Origin of the sequence: Chryseobacterium sp., assembly GCF_029240215.1 — a bacterium.
In the GTDB taxonomy this organism is placed as follows: domain Bacteria; phylum Bacteroidota; class Bacteroidia; order Flavobacteriales; family Weeksellaceae; genus Chryseobacterium.
Genome location: NZ_JARBTK010000001.1, coordinates 1 through 16,991, shown reverse-complemented (window position 1 = coordinate 16,991; position 16,991 = coordinate 1). Strand labels below are relative to the sequence as shown.

At 34.2% G+C, this 16,991-nt stretch carries 13 protein-coding genes and 1 pseudogene; 9 read left to right on the top strand and 5 right to left on the bottom strand.

Features of this window, described 5'->3' with window-relative positions; all coding sequences use genetic code 11:
• Nucleotides 1-181 precede the first annotated feature (181 nt).
• Complete coding sequence (locus K0R77_RS00070; RefSeq protein WP_300345971.1) at nucleotides 182-3,112, bottom strand: reprolysin-like metallopeptidase; 2,931 nt, start codon at nucleotides 3,110-3,112, stop codon at nucleotides 182-184.
• Between the two features lie 195 nt (nucleotides 3,113-3,307).
• On the bottom strand, nucleotides 3,308-4,447 hold the full coding sequence (locus K0R77_RS00065; RefSeq protein WP_300345969.1) for an acyl-CoA dehydrogenase family protein: 1,140 nt from the start codon (nucleotides 4,445-4,447) through the stop codon (nucleotides 3,308-3,310).
• Nucleotides 4,448-4,638: 191 nt separating this feature from the next.
• On the opposite strand from K0R77_RS00065, the gene K0R77_RS00060 reads away from it, so the two are divergent.
• From K0R77_RS00060 to purF, 6 genes and pseudogenes are all read left to right on the top strand, one after another.
• Nucleotides 4,639-6,504: an endonuclease gene (locus tag K0R77_RS00060; protein WP_300345967.1), complete on the top strand. Its 1,866-nt coding sequence runs from the start codon at nucleotides 4,639-4,641 to the stop codon at nucleotides 6,502-6,504.
• 314 nt (nucleotides 6,505-6,818) lie between these two features.
• Nucleotides 6,819-7,424, top strand: coding sequence for a SatD family protein (locus tag K0R77_RS00055; RefSeq protein ID WP_300345966.1), 606 nt, complete (start codon nucleotides 6,819-6,821; stop codon nucleotides 7,422-7,424).
• A 2-nt stretch (nucleotides 7,425-7,426) separates the two neighbouring features.
• Nucleotides 7,427-8,122, top strand: a complete 696-nt coding sequence (locus K0R77_RS00050) for a DUF3307 domain-containing protein (protein ID WP_300345965.1) — start codon at nucleotides 7,427-7,429, stop codon at nucleotides 8,120-8,122.
• Nucleotides 8,123-8,143: 21 nt separating this feature from the next.
• Nucleotides 8,144-8,863: a phosphoribosylaminoimidazolesuccinocarboxamide synthase gene (purC, locus tag K0R77_RS00045; RefSeq protein ID WP_300345964.1), complete on the top strand. Its 720-nt coding sequence runs from the start codon at nucleotides 8,144-8,146 to the stop codon at nucleotides 8,861-8,863.
• Between the two features lie 35 nt (nucleotides 8,864-8,898).
• Nucleotides 8,899-9,258: pseudogene (locus K0R77_RS00040) on the top strand (four helix bundle protein).
• Between the two features lie 64 nt (nucleotides 9,259-9,322).
• Nucleotides 9,323-10,822, top strand: a complete 1,500-nt coding sequence (purF, locus tag K0R77_RS00035; protein ID WP_300345963.1) for an amidophosphoribosyltransferase — start codon at nucleotides 9,323-9,325, stop codon at nucleotides 10,820-10,822.
• An 83-nt stretch (nucleotides 10,823-10,905) separates the two neighbouring features.
• Here the strand turns inward: purF and K0R77_RS00030 are convergent, their stop codons facing one another.
• Both K0R77_RS00030 and K0R77_RS00025 read right to left on the bottom strand, forming a co-directional pair.
• A complete protein-coding gene (locus K0R77_RS00030) occupies nucleotides 10,906-11,559 on the bottom strand; it encodes a porin family protein (RefSeq protein WP_300345961.1) in 654 nt (217 codons plus the stop codon).
• 253 nt (nucleotides 11,560-11,812) lie between these two features.
• A complete protein-coding gene (locus K0R77_RS00025) occupies nucleotides 11,813-12,805 on the bottom strand; it encodes a 3-dehydroquinate synthase family protein (protein WP_300345960.1) in 993 nt (330 codons plus the stop codon).
• 390 nt (nucleotides 12,806-13,195) lie between these two features.
• On the opposite strand from K0R77_RS00025, the gene K0R77_RS00020 reads away from it, so the two are divergent.
• Entirely contained in the window at nucleotides 13,196-14,161 is a 966-nt protein-coding gene (locus K0R77_RS00020; protein WP_300348213.1) for a pseudouridine synthase, read from the top strand.
• 204 nt (nucleotides 14,162-14,365) lie between these two features.
• Here the strand turns inward: K0R77_RS00020 and pncA are convergent, their stop codons facing one another.
• A complete protein-coding gene (gene pncA, locus K0R77_RS00015) occupies nucleotides 14,366-14,971 on the bottom strand; it encodes a bifunctional nicotinamidase/pyrazinamidase (protein ID WP_300345959.1) in 606 nt (201 codons plus the stop codon).
• Between the two features lie 389 nt (nucleotides 14,972-15,360).
• Between pncA and K0R77_RS00010 the strand changes: the two genes are divergently transcribed.
• Nucleotides 15,361-16,503 carry a DEAD/DEAH box helicase gene (locus tag K0R77_RS00010; RefSeq protein ID WP_300345958.1) on the top strand — a complete coding sequence of 381 codons (1,143 nt, stop codon included), beginning with the start codon at nucleotides 15,361-15,363 and terminating at the stop codon, nucleotides 16,501-16,503.
• A 144-nt stretch (nucleotides 16,504-16,647) separates the two neighbouring features.
• Nucleotides 16,648-16,938, top strand: coding sequence for a hypothetical protein (locus tag K0R77_RS00005; protein WP_300345957.1), 291 nt, complete (start codon nucleotides 16,648-16,650; stop codon nucleotides 16,936-16,938).
• The last annotated feature ends 53 nt before the right edge of the window (nucleotides 16,939-16,991 follow it).

Genomic DNA, 16,991 nt, shown 5'->3' with positions numbered 1-16,991 from the left:
TTTTTCAGGAAGAACCTATTTTTTTATTTTGATAAATGCTTCGACCGCTTTCCTTAGTATGAAATTTAGAAAAACAATTTCTAATTTCTAATTTCTAATTTCTAATTAATTAAAATAATTTATTCGTCAAAAAAAAGACTGCCATTTTCAGACAGTCTTTTCTAAGTTTAATTTTTAATGATTAATTTTTGATAAATCTTTTTGAGATTTCTCCAATCTGGATCGTGTAAGCTCCCGTTGTAAGGTTACTTACATTTACTGTGCCTCTTTCGAGTTTTCCTGAGTTAATTAGTTTTCCACCCATATCGAAGATTTTATAATCTTCAGTCGTCGTATTTGAAATATTTAAAATATCTCTTACAGGATTCGGATATAATTTAATATCTGTCATTAAATTTTCAACATTAAAATCATCCCCTCTTCCTGATGAAATAATATTTAAAGTATAATCTTCAACCTGTCCGTAAGTATAAGATCCACAAGATGATGAAGGAACAGAATTGTACTGCATCATGACTCTCATTCTTGTACTTCCAAGAGTTGCTGTTGAAGGAATCGTAATTGATCCTGTCACAGGAGTTGTTTGCGAACCTGTTTTCGTCCATGCTAATTCTCCGCTGTCAGTAAAATCACCATCTTTATTATAGTCGATATAAACTGCGTATGCTTCATTATATTTAGTGGAAGTCCAAACCGGTGTGATAGAAATTGTATTTGCCGTTCCTCGGGTAACATTTGTTGAAATTGAAGTGAAGTTTTCATAACCTGCAGTTCCAGTAGAAGTATTATTGATGGTACCAAATGTTACGTTTCCAATTCTTTCATCTGCGGTATTTGTCGCAGATGCTGTACAATAAGTAACAGTACTTCCGGCGAGAGTCGTTACGGTTGCCGTATTACTTGCTGTAGAAACATTTCCTGCTGCATCTTTAGCCCTAACCGTGAAACTGTAAGTTGTTGAAGGCATTAAACTTGTAACAGTATACGTTGTAGAAGCTGTAGAACCAATAAGTGAAGCTCCCTGATAAACATCGTAACCTGTAACACCAACCGCATCTGTTGCTCCACTCCATGAAAGATTGGTGCTTGTAGAAGTTGTTCCTGAAGCCGAAAGAGTAGGAGCTGTAGGAGCAACCGTATCTGTACTTCCTGAGCCTGCATTTACAGAAATATTGGCATTATTCACGTCAAAGAAAATATGATTACTTCCTTTTACCATAATCCTCCCGGTGGTTGTAGAAACATTCGGAATCGTAACTGCCTGTGAACCGTCATTTGGAGTTCCTGCCAATAAGGTTGTCCAGGTTGTCCCGGAATTTGTTGACCAAAGAATATCTACATTAGCAGCATTTACGCCGTTTGCTGTTGTTCCGGCAACATTCCATGTTACGTTTTGAGAACTTCCTCCAGTGTAAGTTGTTGCCGAACCCTGAGAAGTAATGATGAAAGGTCCTGCAGTTGCATTTACAGTAACTTTAGCATCATCAGAATTGTTTCCCGAACCTCCTGCTCTGTTATCACGAACTGTAAATCTGAAATTTAAAGATCTTGCTACAGAAGAAAGAGCCTCTACATTGATTTCTGAGCCTGCAGTAGTTGTTGCACCCGCTAAAACAGATGCCATTCTTGGGAAATATCTTACAGGGCTCGTTGTAGGAGTCCATGATCTGAATGTTGGTCCGCTTGCTTTTGTTGCACTTGCTGCAGAGCTTGCTCCGGTTTGAGAAGAAGAAGCATTATCTATTTGCTCCCAAATATAAGTTAATGAATCTCCGTTAGTATCAGTTCCGGTTCCTGTAAGCATAAAAGGTGTGCTTTTCGGAATTGTATAATCTAAGCCTGCATCTGCAGTAGGAATTGTATTTCCGGTAGAAGTGCTTACAGGACAGGTTTTAGCTTTAATATTATTCGTGATCTGCTGAATGCTTATCGCATGAAAGAAAGAATCTGAATGTGGTTGAATATCCTGGCTTGTAATTCCTGCATAACCCATAATTGTTGATCCTGAACCAGGTTCCATATTGACACCTGTTCCCTCATTGCTCATTGAGAAAGTGTGATTTCCTCCAAACTGATGACCTAATTCGTGGGCTACATAATCGATGTCAAAATTATCACCAGATGGAATTCCGTCTGCAGGAGAGGTGTAACCGCTGCCTTTTGAACCGTTTACACAAACACAACCGATGCAGCCTGCATTTCCGCCACCTCCGGAAGCTCCGAATAAATGTCCTACATCATAGTTTGCTTCACCAATTACAGACGTTAAAGTTGACTGAAGCTGAGAATTCCAATTACTCATTTGTGCAGCTGCAGAATAAGGATCTGTAGAAGCATTAGTATAAATTACCGCGTCATTATTGGCTATCAAAACCATTCTTGCTGCAAAATCTTTTTCAAAAACGCCGTTCACACGAGTCATTGTATTATTCATTGCTGCCAAAGCTAATGCTTTTGTACCTCCGAAGTAAGTTGTATACTCTCCTGTTGAAGAAAGAGCCAATCGGAATGTTCTTAATTTAGCATCATCTGCGTTTGGTCTTGCTTCGAGAGCTGAAGTGCTGATTCCTTTTTGGGCAACATCGATAACAGTGCATTCGAAAGTATTTAAATTGTCTTTTTTATCAGACTTTTTATAAACCACATACGAAGAAAGATCTTTTGTGTACGGTTCAATGAAAACAGCCGATTTATCACCATAAATTTCCATTGAAGATAATCCCAGAGGAGAAATACTGAAATATACCGTAGAATTCGGATCATCAAGACCTTCACCAACATAAGATTTAATATCCGGATATTTTGCGGCAAGCTGAGGATCAAAATTTGAATTTTCTCTTACTTTAAAGTTTTCTAATTTTCCTTCAGAATTTGGGAAAGAAATAATAATTTCTGATTTTTCCCAGGCAGCTAATCTCTTTGGAGCTTTTGCAAGAACGCTTTTTAGCCCGTTGATATCTAGCTGATAAATTTTTGGATTGAGAATGTTTGTTTTGTTTTCAAAAACATCTGTGTTTTCTTTTGTAGATCCGGTTGTCCAGAGACGGTCGGTTTGTGCGAAAGAAATACCTGACATGACAAGCATTCCTATCAGCAATAATTGTTTTTTCATAAAATTATTATTTTGATTGTGGAATATCAAAGCTAATAAAATTTTAGTTACGAAAAACAAATTTTTTTAAGAAAATTTTAGATATTTAACATAAATAATTATGCATTACATTCAATGCTTAGTAAAACATTTCTCGCATAAACAAAAAATAGCACACGAAAAACACGTGTGCTATTGAATTTTATAATAATTTAATTATTTTGTAATCTCTCTACCGATAACTAATCTTTGAATTTCTGAAGTTCCTTCTCCGATTGTACAAAGTTTAGAATCTCTGTAGAATTTCTCAGCAGGAAAATCTTTTGTATATCCGTAACCTCCAAAAACCTGAACAGCATTGTTTGATATTCTTACACAAGCTTCAGAAGCGTACAATTTTGCCATTGCACCTTCTTTAGTCATTTTTTGCTTAGCATTTTTCAATGTTGAAGCTCTTTGAATCAACAATTCAGCAGCATCGATTTCTGTTGCCATATCAGCCAACATAAAGTTGATTGCCTGAAATTCAGAAATTGCTTTTCCAAATTGTTTTCTCTCCTGAGCATATTTTAAAGCAGCTTTGTAAGCTCCTCTCGCGGTTCCTAAACTTAATGCAGCAATAGAAATTCTACCGCCATCTAATATTTTCATAGCCTGTTTGAAACCTTCACCAACTTCTCCTAAACGGTGAGAATCTGGTACTCGAACGTTATCAAAGATAAGTTCTGCAGTTTCTGAAGCACGCATTCCTAATTTATTTTCTTTTTTTCCGGAAGTGAAACCTGCCATTCCTTTTTCAAGAACGAAAGCAGTGGAATTGTTTTTTGCACCAATTTCTCCTGTTCTCGTCATGACAACAGCAATATCCCCTGAAATTGCGTGAGTGATAAAGTTTTTAGCACCATTGATAACCCATTCTTCACCGTCTTTTACAGCAGTTGTAGACATTCCGCCAGAATCAGATCCTGTGTTATGCTCTGTCAATCCCCAAGCTCCGATTACTTTTCCGGTAGCTAACTGAGGAAGCCATTTGTTTCTTTGCTCTTCGTTTCCGAACTCATAAATATGATTGGTACACAACGAATTGTGAGCTGCTACAGAAAGTCCGATAGAAGGGTCTACCTGAGAAATCTCATCCAAGATGGTAACATACTCATGATAACCCAAACCAGAACCACCATACTGCTCAGGAATTAGGATTCCCATGAAGCCCATATCTCCTAATTGATGAAATAATTCTTTAGGAAAAGTCTGGCTTTCGTCCCACTCCATAATATTGGGTCTGATATTTTTCTCAGCAAATTCTTTTGCTGTTTCAGCTATCATTTTAATGTTGTTGATAGTTTCTGTATTCATATTAGATAATAGTTAGTGCCCAAAGATACTTAAATTGCCGAAATACGAAAAAAAATTTACTTAAGTATAAAAAAGTCAGTCTAAAGTTTTATATATCAATTTTTTACACTCTTAAATTTAACATAACATTAATGATAATATTTAATTACAATTGTATTAATTTCATAATTTAGCAAACCAATTTTTAAAGAATGAAAAAATTTCTATTTCCTGTTTTATTCATTTCAACGTATGCATTTGCTCAGATTCCTGCGGGATATTACGATGGAACTTCAGGACTTTCAGGTTATGCGCTGAAATCAAAAGTTCATGATATTATTTCTGAAAAAAATATCAACCGACATTATGGTGATCTTACCAACTACTATAATCAGACTGATTTAGATAAATATTATGACCACGGCGCTACAAATACTACTATTTTATTGGATATGTATTCTGAAATTCCAACAGGACCTGATGCTTATGAATACACAACAGCAAATATTATCGGAAGTGCAGGTGCGGAAGGTTTAGGCTGGAATAGGGAACATATGATGCCTCAAAGTACATTTTACAGCAATTACCCGATGTATTCGGATTTGTTTTATGTAGTTCCAACCGATGCGAGAATCAATCAGTTAAGAAGTAATTACCCTTACGGAATTGTAGGTTCTACCATATATTATACGTTTACGAATTCTTCAAGAATCGGTAATTGCGCCATTCCAGGAATGACTTATACAGGTCGTGTTTATGAGCCTATCAATGAATTTAAAGGTGATGTTGCGAGAAGTTTACTATATTTTGCAGTAAGGTATGAAGGAAAATTAGGCAGTTTTAATTTTAATAACAATACAAATCCTGCTTCCGACACCAATCCTTTGGACGGAACTGAAGAAAGAGCTTTTGATCCTGCTTATATTGCAATGCTTCTTCAGTGGCATACTCAAGATCCTGTTTCTCAAAAGGAAATTGATAGAAACAATGCTGTTTATAACTTACAGAGAAACAGAAACCCTTTTATTGATAATCCTTCTTGGGTAAATGCAATTTGGGGACAGACTCCGGATACGGTTGCACCACAGACTCCGGCAAATTTAACTGTAACTCAAAACAGCGCTTATTTTTCATCATTAAGCTGGACACCGAGTACAAGCACTGATGTTATAGGATATAAAATTTATCAGAACGGAACTTTAGTTGGAGCGACGAAAAATACAACGTTCAGTGTAGACCATTTAATGCCTTCTACAACCTATACTTTCACAGTTAAAGCTTATGACAACGGATATTTATTATCATCAGACAGCAACGTAGCTTCAACAACGACTTTGGCATCGGATATTTATGCTAAAGATTTATTTGTTTCAAAATACCTGGAAGGAACATCCAATAATAAAGCTTTAGAAATCACCAATAAAACAGGACATCCAGTAAATTTAAGTGACTACAGATTATCTATTCAGTTCCCAAGCGGAACCAATTATTATTTCCCTGATCCGTATGAATTGGAAGGAATTGTTCAGAATAACGAAACTTTTGTTGTCTTAAATCCTGATGCAAATTTCTCTTGCTATACTATAAATCAGGCAAAATTTGTAACGGCTGCTCCACAAATGACTTATTCGGGAAGCCAATATTTAGAATTAAGATACAAATCTACAACTGTTGATGCAATCGGGGTTTCAAGTACAAATAATTCTTCTGTTTTGGGTAATGTTTCTTTATACAGAAAATCGACTGTCAATCAACCGACAACCACCTTTAACCTTGGTGAATGGGATTCATATGCAAGTAATTATTGCCAGAACTTAGGAACTTTAGCAACTTCTGATGTGATTCTTACTCAAAATAATGAGTTTAAAATTTATCCAAACCCTGTTAATGACAATATTTTCGTTAACGGAAAAACGGATACTATAAAAAAGGCTCAGATTTTAGATTTTTCAGGAAAAGTAATTTCTACCGAACAAAATCCTTTTAAAAATAAGAAAAACATTTCAGTTCAAAATTTAACAACAGGTTCTTATTTATTGAAATTAGATGATAAGGTTTATCAGTTTATTAAGAGATAAGATTTTAGATTTTTAGATAAAACTAAAATTCTACAGCATTTTCATTCTGTTTGTCATCCTGAAAGGATCTTAACAACGTAATTCAATTCGAAAACTTAGTATAGATCCTTTCAGGATGACAAACTTTTTATTAAACGCGCGCGGAGCATTTTAAATATAAAATAATCCATGATGTTATTTCTATTTTTGAATAAATCTCACAAAATGTTACTATTAAAACATCATCGATATAAGCAGATTCACTAATAATCAATATCTATAAGTGTATCTGCTTATATTTTTTATTTATAAGTAATTATGCTTATATTTGCAAAATGATAGCGGTACTTACCGGAGACATTATAAATTCACAACACGCAGAAACAGAAGTTTGGATTACCAAGCTTAAAAATCTTCTCGAAAATTGGGGAAGCGCACCTCAAACATGGGAAATCTACAGAGGCGACGAATTTCAGTTTAAATGTCATATTGATGAAGTTTTCTGGCGTTTCTTAGCCATAAAATCTCTCATAAAAAGTCAGGAAAATCTAGATGTAAGGATTGCCATTGGTATTGGTGAAGAAAATTTTTCATCTGAAAAAATCACAGAATCCAACGGAACAGCATATGTAAATTCCGGAAGATTATTGAATGATTTAAAAAATGACGGGCACACAGTTGCTATCAAAACTTCCAATGATTCTTTAGACAGAGACTTGAATATTTTGTTGAAATGGTCTTCGAAAGATTTCGATAACTGGACGATGGCGACTTCCGAAATCATTCACGAAATGATTATGAATACTGACATCACTCAGGAAGATCTGGCAAAGAAATTCGCAATTTCACAATCATCAATCAGCCAGAGACTGAAACGCGCAAACTACGAATTAATCGTAGAAACCAATCAATATTTTAAAAAGAAAATTTCCGAACTGTAAGCATGATTTTCACTAAACTCATATTGGCACATTTACTTGGAGACTTTATTCTCCAGCCAAATTCATGGGTAGCTGATAAAGAAAGCAAAAAACTGAAGAGTAAATATTTGTACCTTCATGTTCTGATTCACACCGTTTTAAGTTTTATTTTCCTTTGGGATCTTCAGTTTTGGTGGGTAGCGGTTTTAGTAGGAATTACACATTTTATTATTGATGCTGCGAAACTAAGTTTTCAGACTATTAAAAATAAAAAAAGTTGGTTTTTTATCGATCAGGCTCTTCATACTTTAGTGATTACAGGAGTCTCTTTTTATTTTAATGAATTCAGTTTTGAATTTTTAAAAGATCAGGAAATTTTAAAAATATTGATGGCAGCTTTGTTTTTAACGACCCCAGCTTCAATTTTCATCAAAATATTATTGTCTTCGTGGACGCCCGTTCCAGAGACAGCAGATAATATACAAACCGAATCTCTATCAAGTGCCGGAAAATATATTGGAATTTTAGAACGTTTACTGGTATTCACTTTTATTTTGGTGAATCACTGGGAAGGCGTTGGTTTTATGGTGGCTGCAAAATCTGTTTTCAGGTTCAGCGACTTAGCACAGGCCAAACAAAGAAAATTGACAGAGTATGTATTAATAGGTACACTTTTGAGCTTTGGATTGGCAGTTTTAACAGGAATTTTAATTAAATAATAAAAATAAATCTAGTAAGAAATGGAAAAGAAAGAAATGTTGTACGAAGGTAAAGCGAAACAAGTATTTGCTACCGATAATCCTGATCAAGTTGTAGTTCGTTTCAAGGACGATGCTACTGCATTTAATGCTCAAAAAAGAGGATCTGTTGATTTGAAAGGTGAAATGAACAACGCCATCACAACTTTGATCTTTGAATATTTAAATGAAAAAGGGATTAAGACTCATTTCATTAAACAATTGAACGAAAGAGAGCAATTGGTGAGAAAAGTATCTATCATTCCTTTAGAAATGGTTGTAAGAAACTATTCTGCAGGAAGTATGGCTCAAAGATTAGGCGTTGAAGAAGGAATTAAATCTCCTGTTACTATCTTCGATATCTGCTATAAAAAAGACGAGTTGGGAGATCCGCTTATCAACGATCACCACGCTGTTTTCTTAGGTGCTGCAACATACGAGGAGCTTGATGAAATGTATGAATTAACTTCAGACATTAACGAAATTTTGATCGATCTTTTCGATAAAATGAACATCATCCTGGTTGATTTCAAAATCGAATTAGGAAAAACTTCTGATGGTGAGATTATCTTAGCAGACGAAATTTCTCCTGATACTTGCAGACTTTGGGACAAAGACACGATGAAGAAATTGGATAAAGACAGATTCAGAAGAGACTTAGGAGAAGTTACTGAGGCATATGTAGAAATCTACAACAGATTGAAAAATTTACTTGGTAAGTAAATTTTTAGAAGTTAGAAGTTAGATATGAGGTTAGTATGAAATCGCACCGGATATAAGATCTTAAAGTTTGGAGTAAATCAATGGCTTTAGTAAAAGAAGTTTATTTGGTTACTGTAGAATTGCCAAATGAAGAAAAATTTGGTTTACTGTCTCAAATTAGACGATGTGCTGTTTCAATACCTTCAAATATTGCAGAAGGAGCGGGAAGAAATAATAAGAATGAATTTTATCAATTTCTTGGAATTGCGTTTGGCTCAACTTATGAATTACAAACTCAGTTACAATTATTAATAGATTTAAATTTTATTTCCGAAACTAAAATAATCCCTTTAAAAGAACTTTTAACTGAGATACAGAAAATGATTTATTCATTAAAGACAAGTTTAAAATTATAATTGAAGTTAACTTAGACTAATTTCTAACATCTAATATCTAACTTCTAATTTAGAAAAAATAGAAATGAAAAGTTTAGACATTCATAAAAGTGAATATTTAAAACAATTTGAAACTCAAACCTACGGAAGAAATCTTTTCAGAACGCAGGAAGAAGAAAGGCTTGACGCTCCGAATGAGGAGTGCGGTATCTTCGGAATGTATTCTGATGATGATTTGGATACGTTTTCTCTTTCACAGTTCGGGCTTTTTGCATTACAGCACAGAGGTCAGGAAGCATGTGGTATTTCTGTTTTAAAAGACGGAAAAATCACCAATATGAAAGATGAAGGGTTGGTTTTAGATGTTTATAAAGAGATTCAGGATCCTGAAACTTTTATGGGAAATTCTGCAATCGGTCACACTCGTTACACGACTGCAGGAGACAAAAAGAAGTATAATTTTCAGCCATTTTTCGCTAAAAACGAATATGACCAGATTATCCTTTCTATAGCGCATAATGGTAATCTTACCAATGCAAAAGAATTAAAAGCTGAGTTGGAAGCTGAAGGCGTAGTTTTCAGAGCAACTTCAGATTCTGAAGTGATTTTAAGATTAATTCAAAAAAATCTTGATTTAGGTCTTCGTGGTGCTATCAAAGCAACGATGGAGAAAATTGAAGGGGCTTATTCGGTTGTCGGAATGACGAGAAATAAGTTTTTCGCATTCAGAGATTTCAACGGGATCAGACCTTTGGTTTTGGGAGCAATTAACGAAAATTCTTACGTTGTCGCTTCTGAATCTGTAGCTTTAGATGCTGTCGGAGCTCAATATGTTCGTGATATTTTACCGGGAGAAATCATTTATACGAATGAAAATGAGCCTGGAAAATTGAATTCTTACATGGTTAACGAGGCAAAAGGAAAGCAAAGAATCTGTTCGTTTGAATATATTTATTTTGCAAGACCTGATTCAACTTTAGAGAATATCAATGTTTACGAGATCAGAGAGAAATCCGGAGAAAAAATCTGGGAACAAGCTCCCGTAGAAGCAGACATCGTAATTGGCGTTCCGGATTCCGGAGTTCCTGCTGCAATTGGTTTTTCTAAAGCTTCCGGAATTCCTTTCCGTCCGGTTTTGATCAAAAACAGATACATCGGAAGAAGTTTCATCGTACCTACTCAGGAAATGAGAGAAAGGGTAGTGAACCTTAAATTAAACCCAATTATTTCTGAAATCAAAGGTAAAAGAGTAGTTATCATTGATGATTCAATAGTTCGTGGAACTACTTCTAAAAGATTGGTTAAGATTTTAAAAGAAGCAGGTGTAAAGGAAATTCACTTCAGAAGTGTTTCCCCACCAATTATTGCACCATGTTACTTGGGAATTGATACACCTTCAAAAGATGATTTGATTTCTGCAAATATGTCAACTGAACAGCTTAGAGATTATTTGGGAGTAGATTCTTTAGAATTTTTAAGTACAGATAACTTAAAAGCAATTTTAGGTTCTTCTAATCACTGCTTTGGATGTTTTACAGAAGAATATCCGGTTGCAAAAGGTGAGGAGATCGAATTATTCGGTTAAAAATTAAATGATTAAATATAAAAATGTCAGACTTAGAAATTAAGTCTGACATTTTTTATTGAAATAAAATTTGTTTAAAATTCTTAGAATTTAAATGCTAAACCAACTGCAAAGTTGTTGTTTCTTACAGCATCAGAACCATTTGGTCTGTCTTTAGCAACATCGGTAACACCAGCTGTATATCTGGCTGTAATGCCTATATTATCTGTAAAGTAATAACCTGCACCTAGACCAATACCTAAATTGAACGTATTCAATTGGTCTTTATAATCTCCAGTAGTATTTAAAGGATCGTTATTGCTTTCGTTTTTCAATTTATTTTTAGCACTTACTAAAAATCCGAATTCCGGTCCTGCTTCAACATAAAGATTTGGAATAAAATTATATTGGAACATCAAAGGAATTGCAACATAATCTAAATGTCTTGCATATGAAATTCTATCGTTTGAAATTGGGGCTCTATAGTCATATTTGTCACCATACTGTGTGTATATAACCTCTGGCTGAATGCTGAAAGACTCAGCTACAGGAATTGTTGCGAATACACCAGCATTAAAACCTATTTTAGATCCTTGATCTTCCAATGATCCATCATCTGATAACGATGAGACGTTCATACCGCCTTTGATACCAAATCTTACGTCTGATGAAGATGCTGATCTTGTAGTAGTCGTTGTTGTCTGAGCGAATGCTAATGAACCTGCTGTAATCGCTAGTCCTAAAATTAACTTTTTCATAACTTAAATTTTTAATATTTACTATTTTCTAATTTTAAATTTTACTGACAAACTTTTTTTGAGTTTGACGAATGGTATCTTTCAAATTGTTTGCCAAAAATTAAAAATATGATAAAAATCAGTTATGAATAAAGAATAAAATCATACAAATCTAATCGCAATCAATTGTTTCACAGTAAATTACATTTAATAAAACACTTGTTTAATTTAGTTGAAAATATTTTTAAATTATGATGAAAAATTGCAATTAAATTTAAAAACCGCTAAGTTTTTTATAAAAATCCAGTGACTTTTGAATGTTTTTTGTGGTACACTCATAATCAAATACACAAGATCCAATTCCTGAAAGTAAAGAAAAATTGATTTTACTTTCTACATTTTTTTTGTCATTTAATAAGAGGTTGAAAATATCTTCTTCTTTAAAATCACTCAGATCTATGAAAGAATAATATTTCTGAATATTATCAATAATCATTTCTGAATCTACTTTACTTATTAAACCTTCTAAATAAGAAAGATGAGTTTCGCAAATCATTCCGAGTGCTACAGCTTCACCGTGAAGAATCGGACTTTCTTTTTCTAAACACAGGCTTTCTATCGCATGACCAATGGTGTGACCAAAATTCAAAGTTTTTCTTATATTTATGTGCGGAACAACACCTTCCGTATCAATCTTCTGAATCTGAATCAGATTTTCCCAATGAGCTTTGTCTGCGATTAGCCCATGCTTCAGCATTTCAGCAAAACCGCTGCGCAATTCTTTATAAGGAAGCGTTTCTAAAAACTGAGGATATACAAAAATCTGCTCCGGAAAACTGAAAGTTCCCACCATATTTTTATAATGCATCAGATCAATTCCCGTTTTTCCACCAATAGATGCATCACACATTGACAATAGAGTAGTCGGAATATTAATAAACTGAATTCCTCTTTTGTAGGTAGAAGCAATAAAACCACCCATATCGGTAATTACTCCGCCACCAAGATTGATGATCAGAGCTTTTCGGTCAGCTTTCATTTCTGTCAAAATTTCCCATAGTTGATTGACTGTCTGAATGTTTTTCATTTCCTCACCCGGCTCAACTTCCAAAATTTCAAAACTGATTTCGGTTTCCAAATTTCCCAAAAGTATTGGAAGACAATATTCATGGGTGTTTTCGTCTACGAGAATAAATATTTTGCTGAATGTTTTCTCGGTAAGAAAATAGTTGAGCTGAGAAAAATTTTGGTCTAAGAAAGTAATCATTTTATACTTTTTAATTATATTAAATAAGGAACAATTGTACAAAGTTATGATTCTTAATTTTTAACTCGTAACTAAATTACTATCTTTGCAAAAATATTTAGAATGAGCAGAGACAATAATAATTCAGGAAGACCAAAAAAACCGAGATCTTCGACAAGAAATTCGGACAGTCCTCGCTCTCCTAAATCTGGAAATTCTTCAGACTCAAAATCTTTCAAAAAGCCATTTTCTAAAACTGGTGGTAGAAGTTTTGAACCAAAAGATAAAGATGAAAACGGCTCATCAAAATTTGAAAAAAAGCCATTCAGCAGAAGTGATAGAGCCACAGACAGCTCCAGACCTTTTAATAAACCCGATTCTAGGAGATCTGATACCAGTTATGAGAGTCGAATGGAAAAGAAATACTCAAAAACTGAAAAAGAACCATTTGTATCTAATCAAAGTGAAGAGAGAAAGTCTTTTGGTAAAACCAGCTTCAAGAGAGGTGGTGAAGGAAGAAGCAGTTCAGATGTGAGAGGAAAGTACGAAAGAGGCAGTTTAAAATACGGAAGAAAACCAGGAAGCGAAAAAACTGACAGAGATGATGACAGAGCAAGATCTTTTGTACAGAAAAGAAGATTCAAAAAGGTTGAAAAAGACGTTCACAAAGATACAATTCGTCTAAACAAATATATCGCAAACTCAGGAATTTGCAGCAGGAGAGAAGCTGATGAATTGATTGTTCAGGGATTAGTAGAAGTTAACGGACAGGTAGTTACCGAAATGGGATATCAGGTTGAGAAAACGGACAAAGTAGTTTTCGACGGACAAGGCATCACTCCTGAAAAACCGGTTTACATTCTTTTGAATAAGCCAAAAGGTTATATTTCTACAACCAAAGATGACAAAGCAAGAAAAACCGTTATGGATTTGGTTGCGAATGCATCTCCGTATCGTGTGTTCCCGGTTGGAAGACTAGACCGTTCTACAACGGGAGTTATTCTTTTGACAAATGACGGACATATGACGAAGAAATTGACGCATCCATCTTTTGACGCTAAAAAGATCTATCACGTAACTTTGGATAAGAAATTGACCAATGAAGACATGAAGCTGATTGTGGAAGGGATTCGTTTGGAAGAAGGGATTGCTGTTGTAGATCAAATTTCGTTCATCGAAGGAAAACCTAAAAATGAAATCGGAATGGAAATCCACATCGGCTGGAACCGTGTGATCAGAAGAATTTTCCAAAGATTAGGATACGAAGTGGAAGCTCTTGACAGAGTAATGTTCGCAGGAATGACAAAGAAAAACATCAAAAGAGGGCACTGGAGAATCCTTACTGATTTGGAAGTGAATACTTTGAAAATGCTTTAAAAGTTATCAATTTTGATTTGAGTGATGAATTATTAGTTTAATTCATACTTTGAAGTTTTAAAATAAAAAAAGATGCAGAATTAATTTTCTGCGTCTTTTTTGCTTATTGTCTTCCTATTTGTCATTCCGCAGGAATGTAAACGCAGAGAAAAACATTGCTTAGATTCTACGGAATGACAAACTTGATATTTAAATCATAAAATCTTATCCCAAAACCGTCACTCCTTTCTGAATCATTTCAAAAATAGCATCTTTGGCATTATCCGGTTTTACGTTGACAGCTTTTGTTCCGTTAAAGTGAAGACAAGTGATATATCCGTTGGCAACTGCATCTGTTGCGGTAAATTTCACACAATAATCCATTGCTAAACCTACAATTTCAACCAATTGAATATCATGATATTTTAAGAAATCATCCAAACCTGTTTTCATAAAATGATTATTATCCTGAAAACCGCTGTAAGAATCAATTTCAGGATTCTTACCTTTCTGAATAATATGAGTTACTTTTTCTCTGTTTAAATCTTGATGAAATTCTGCACCGAAAGTTCCCTGCACACAGTGATCCGGCCACATAAACTGTGGAACTCCGTTTAAAATAATGCTTTCTCCCACTTTTTTTCCGTTGTTGCTGGCAAAACTTTTATGATTTGCAGGATGCCAATCTTGAGTCAGAACAATCTGATCATATTCATTTTCTTCCATCAGAGCATTGATGAAAGGAATTATTTCGTTTGCTCCAGGAACAGCCAATGCACCGCCTTCACAAAAATCATTCTGTATATCGACTATTATTAATGCTTTTTTCATATGCAAGTATTTATTATTTTTAAAGGACATATGGAATCTTAGCGATTTCATATTTTTATTATGATTGAATTTTATAATTTATTAAAATCTAATATTCAAAAAATTGTCCAAATTTTAATTATCGGACAAAACGGCATTTAGATTGAAAGTTTTCAACACAGATTTTATAAATAATAAAAACGACATTTAAATGAACATCCAGTTTGTCATTCAGGAGGAATCTCTACGAAACTTTATTTGCGATATGTAGATTCCTCCGGAATGACAAACTATATGAAGATTAATAGGTCAAAAAAATTTAAAGTCTTTATTTATTAAAATTGCTACAATCAGTACTTTCGCGATATAAACAAATACCAATAGCTTATATTTGCACAAATAAGTATTTTATGTCATTTGAGTCGTTAGGATTATCAAGCAATATTATTCACTCTGTTAAAAAATTAGGTTATCTGAAACCATTTCCAATTCAGGAGCAGGCAATTCCAGTTATTTTGCAGGGAAAAGACTTGGTCGGAATTGCACACACAGGTTCCGGAAAAACGGCTTGTTTTGTGATGCCAATTTTAGAAAAATTACAAAATGCAGAAGTTAAAAAAGACCGAAATGTTCAGGTTTTAATATTGGTTCCTACACGAGAATTGGCAATTCAGATTGATGAAGTTTTCAGAGCTTTTACAGAAAATCTGAAGCGTGAGATCGGTACCATGGCAGTTTACGGCGGTGTTTCTATCAATCCGCAGATGAAAGGATTGTTTGGAGTAGAAGTTTTGATTGCAACTCCGGGACGTTTATTGGATTTGATTGATCATAATGCGTTGAGTATTTCAGGAATTAAACATCTGGTGATTGACGAGGCAGATAAAATGTTTCAGTTAGGTTTTGGCGAAGAGATGAATAAGCTTTTCGGCATGATGCCTGTCATGAAACAAACAACGTTATTTTCTGCCACTTTGGATGATAAGGTTTCCGAAATGAAGAAACGTCTTTCAATGAATCCTGTTTTGATTGAAATTAAAAAAGAGGAAGTTGAAATTGACAACATCGAGCAACTTGCTTATCATGTTTCTCCCGAAAATAAAGGTCCGTTTTTAAGATATTTAATTAAAGAGAAGAAAGTTGAGAAAGCTTTGATCTTTGTTTCATCAACGAAATCAGCCGATAATCTGGTTGAAAAATTAAAGAAAAACAAAATAAAAGCCGTTGCTATTCACAGCCAGAAATCGCAGGGTGCCCGTAGAAATAATCTGGAAGAATTTAAAGTAAATGGTGCTCAGATTTTGGTTGCGACAGACCTGATTGGTCGTGGTATTCACATCGAATCTTTGCCATGCGTTATTAATTACGAATTGCCGCGTTCGCCTTTGGATTATATTCACAGAATTGGTAGAACAGGACGTGCAGGAGAAAAAGGAACTGCCATTAATATTCTGACAGATGACGAATTGCAGCATTTCAGAGTGATTCAAAAGAAAATGGGGAAGAAGGTAACTCTACAAAGAACCGAAGGTATAGATTTGCACGGTTATTAGTAAGAAATTTCAATGAATCAAAGCTTCAATTTTAGTAGAATTTGAAGCTTTTTTTATGCTTAGAATTCTCAAAATTTTTGATAAATTTACGCGGGTTAAAATTAAAGAACCCTCTAAAGCCAATTGCCACAGAAAACGATATTTATGAAAGAATTTACCATTGTTCGTGGATTATTTGATAACAGGAAACGACAGTTGATTTTAGATAAAAACTTTATCAAGTTTGAAAGTAAAGATCGTAAAGGAGATTTATTCACAGTTATCAACAAAGAAGATATTACAGGAATTAGATATGGAATTCAATTCATTAATGGCTACAGTTTCTACATCGGAAGAGAATATTTGATTTATATCAAAACTATTTCGAATCAGGAAATCAAAATTAATTTTTGTACGTCTTCAAACCAACTTAGACATTTTGGTTTAAATCCTTAAGGAGGATTTTCGGTTTATAAACTTACTAATTTTTGTTGGTTGTACATTTGTCT

What these genes read in the sequence shown, in the direction of transcription:
- pncA (WP_300345959.1), bottom strand. Translation starts at nt 14,971, where the DNA reads ATGAAAAAAGCATTAATAATAGTCGATATACAGAATGATTTTTGTGAA.
- K0R77_RS00050 (WP_300345965.1), top strand. Translation starts at nt 7,427, where the DNA reads ATGATTTTCACTAAACTCATATTGGCACATTTACTTGGAGACTTTATT.
- purC (WP_300345964.1), top strand. Translation starts at nt 8,144, where the DNA reads ATGGAAAAGAAAGAAATGTTGTACGAAGGTAAAGCGAAACAAGTATTT.
- K0R77_RS00020 (WP_300348213.1), top strand. Translation starts at nt 13,196, where the DNA reads ATGGAAAAGAAATACTCAAAAACTGAAAAAGAACCATTTGTATCTAAT.
- K0R77_RS00010 (WP_300345958.1), top strand. Translation starts at nt 15,361, where the DNA reads ATGTCATTTGAGTCGTTAGGATTATCAAGCAATATTATTCACTCTGTT.
- K0R77_RS00005 (WP_300345957.1), top strand. Translation starts at nt 16,648, where the DNA reads ATGAAAGAATTTACCATTGTTCGTGGATTATTTGATAACAGGAAACGA.
- K0R77_RS00060 (WP_300345967.1), top strand. Translation starts at nt 4,639, where the DNA reads ATGAAAAAATTTCTATTTCCTGTTTTATTCATTTCAACGTATGCATTT.
- K0R77_RS00055 (WP_300345966.1), top strand. Translation starts at nt 6,819, where the DNA reads ATGATAGCGGTACTTACCGGAGACATTATAAATTCACAACACGCAGAA.
- K0R77_RS00025 (WP_300345960.1), bottom strand. Translation starts at nt 12,805, where the DNA reads ATGATTACTTTCTTAGACCAAAATTTTTCTCAGCTCAACTATTTTCTT.
- K0R77_RS00070 (WP_300345971.1), bottom strand. Translation starts at nt 3,112, where the DNA reads ATGAAAAAACAATTATTGCTGATAGGAATGCTTGTCATGTCAGGTATT.
- K0R77_RS00030 (WP_300345961.1), bottom strand. Translation starts at nt 11,559, where the DNA reads ATGAAAAAGTTAATTTTAGGACTAGCGATTACAGCAGGTTCATTAGCA.
- purF (WP_300345963.1), top strand. Translation starts at nt 9,323, where the DNA reads ATGAAAAGTTTAGACATTCATAAAAGTGAATATTTAAAACAATTTGAA.
- K0R77_RS00065 (WP_300345969.1), bottom strand. Translation starts at nt 4,447, where the DNA reads ATGAATACAGAAACTATCAACAACATTAAAATGATAGCTGAAACAGCA.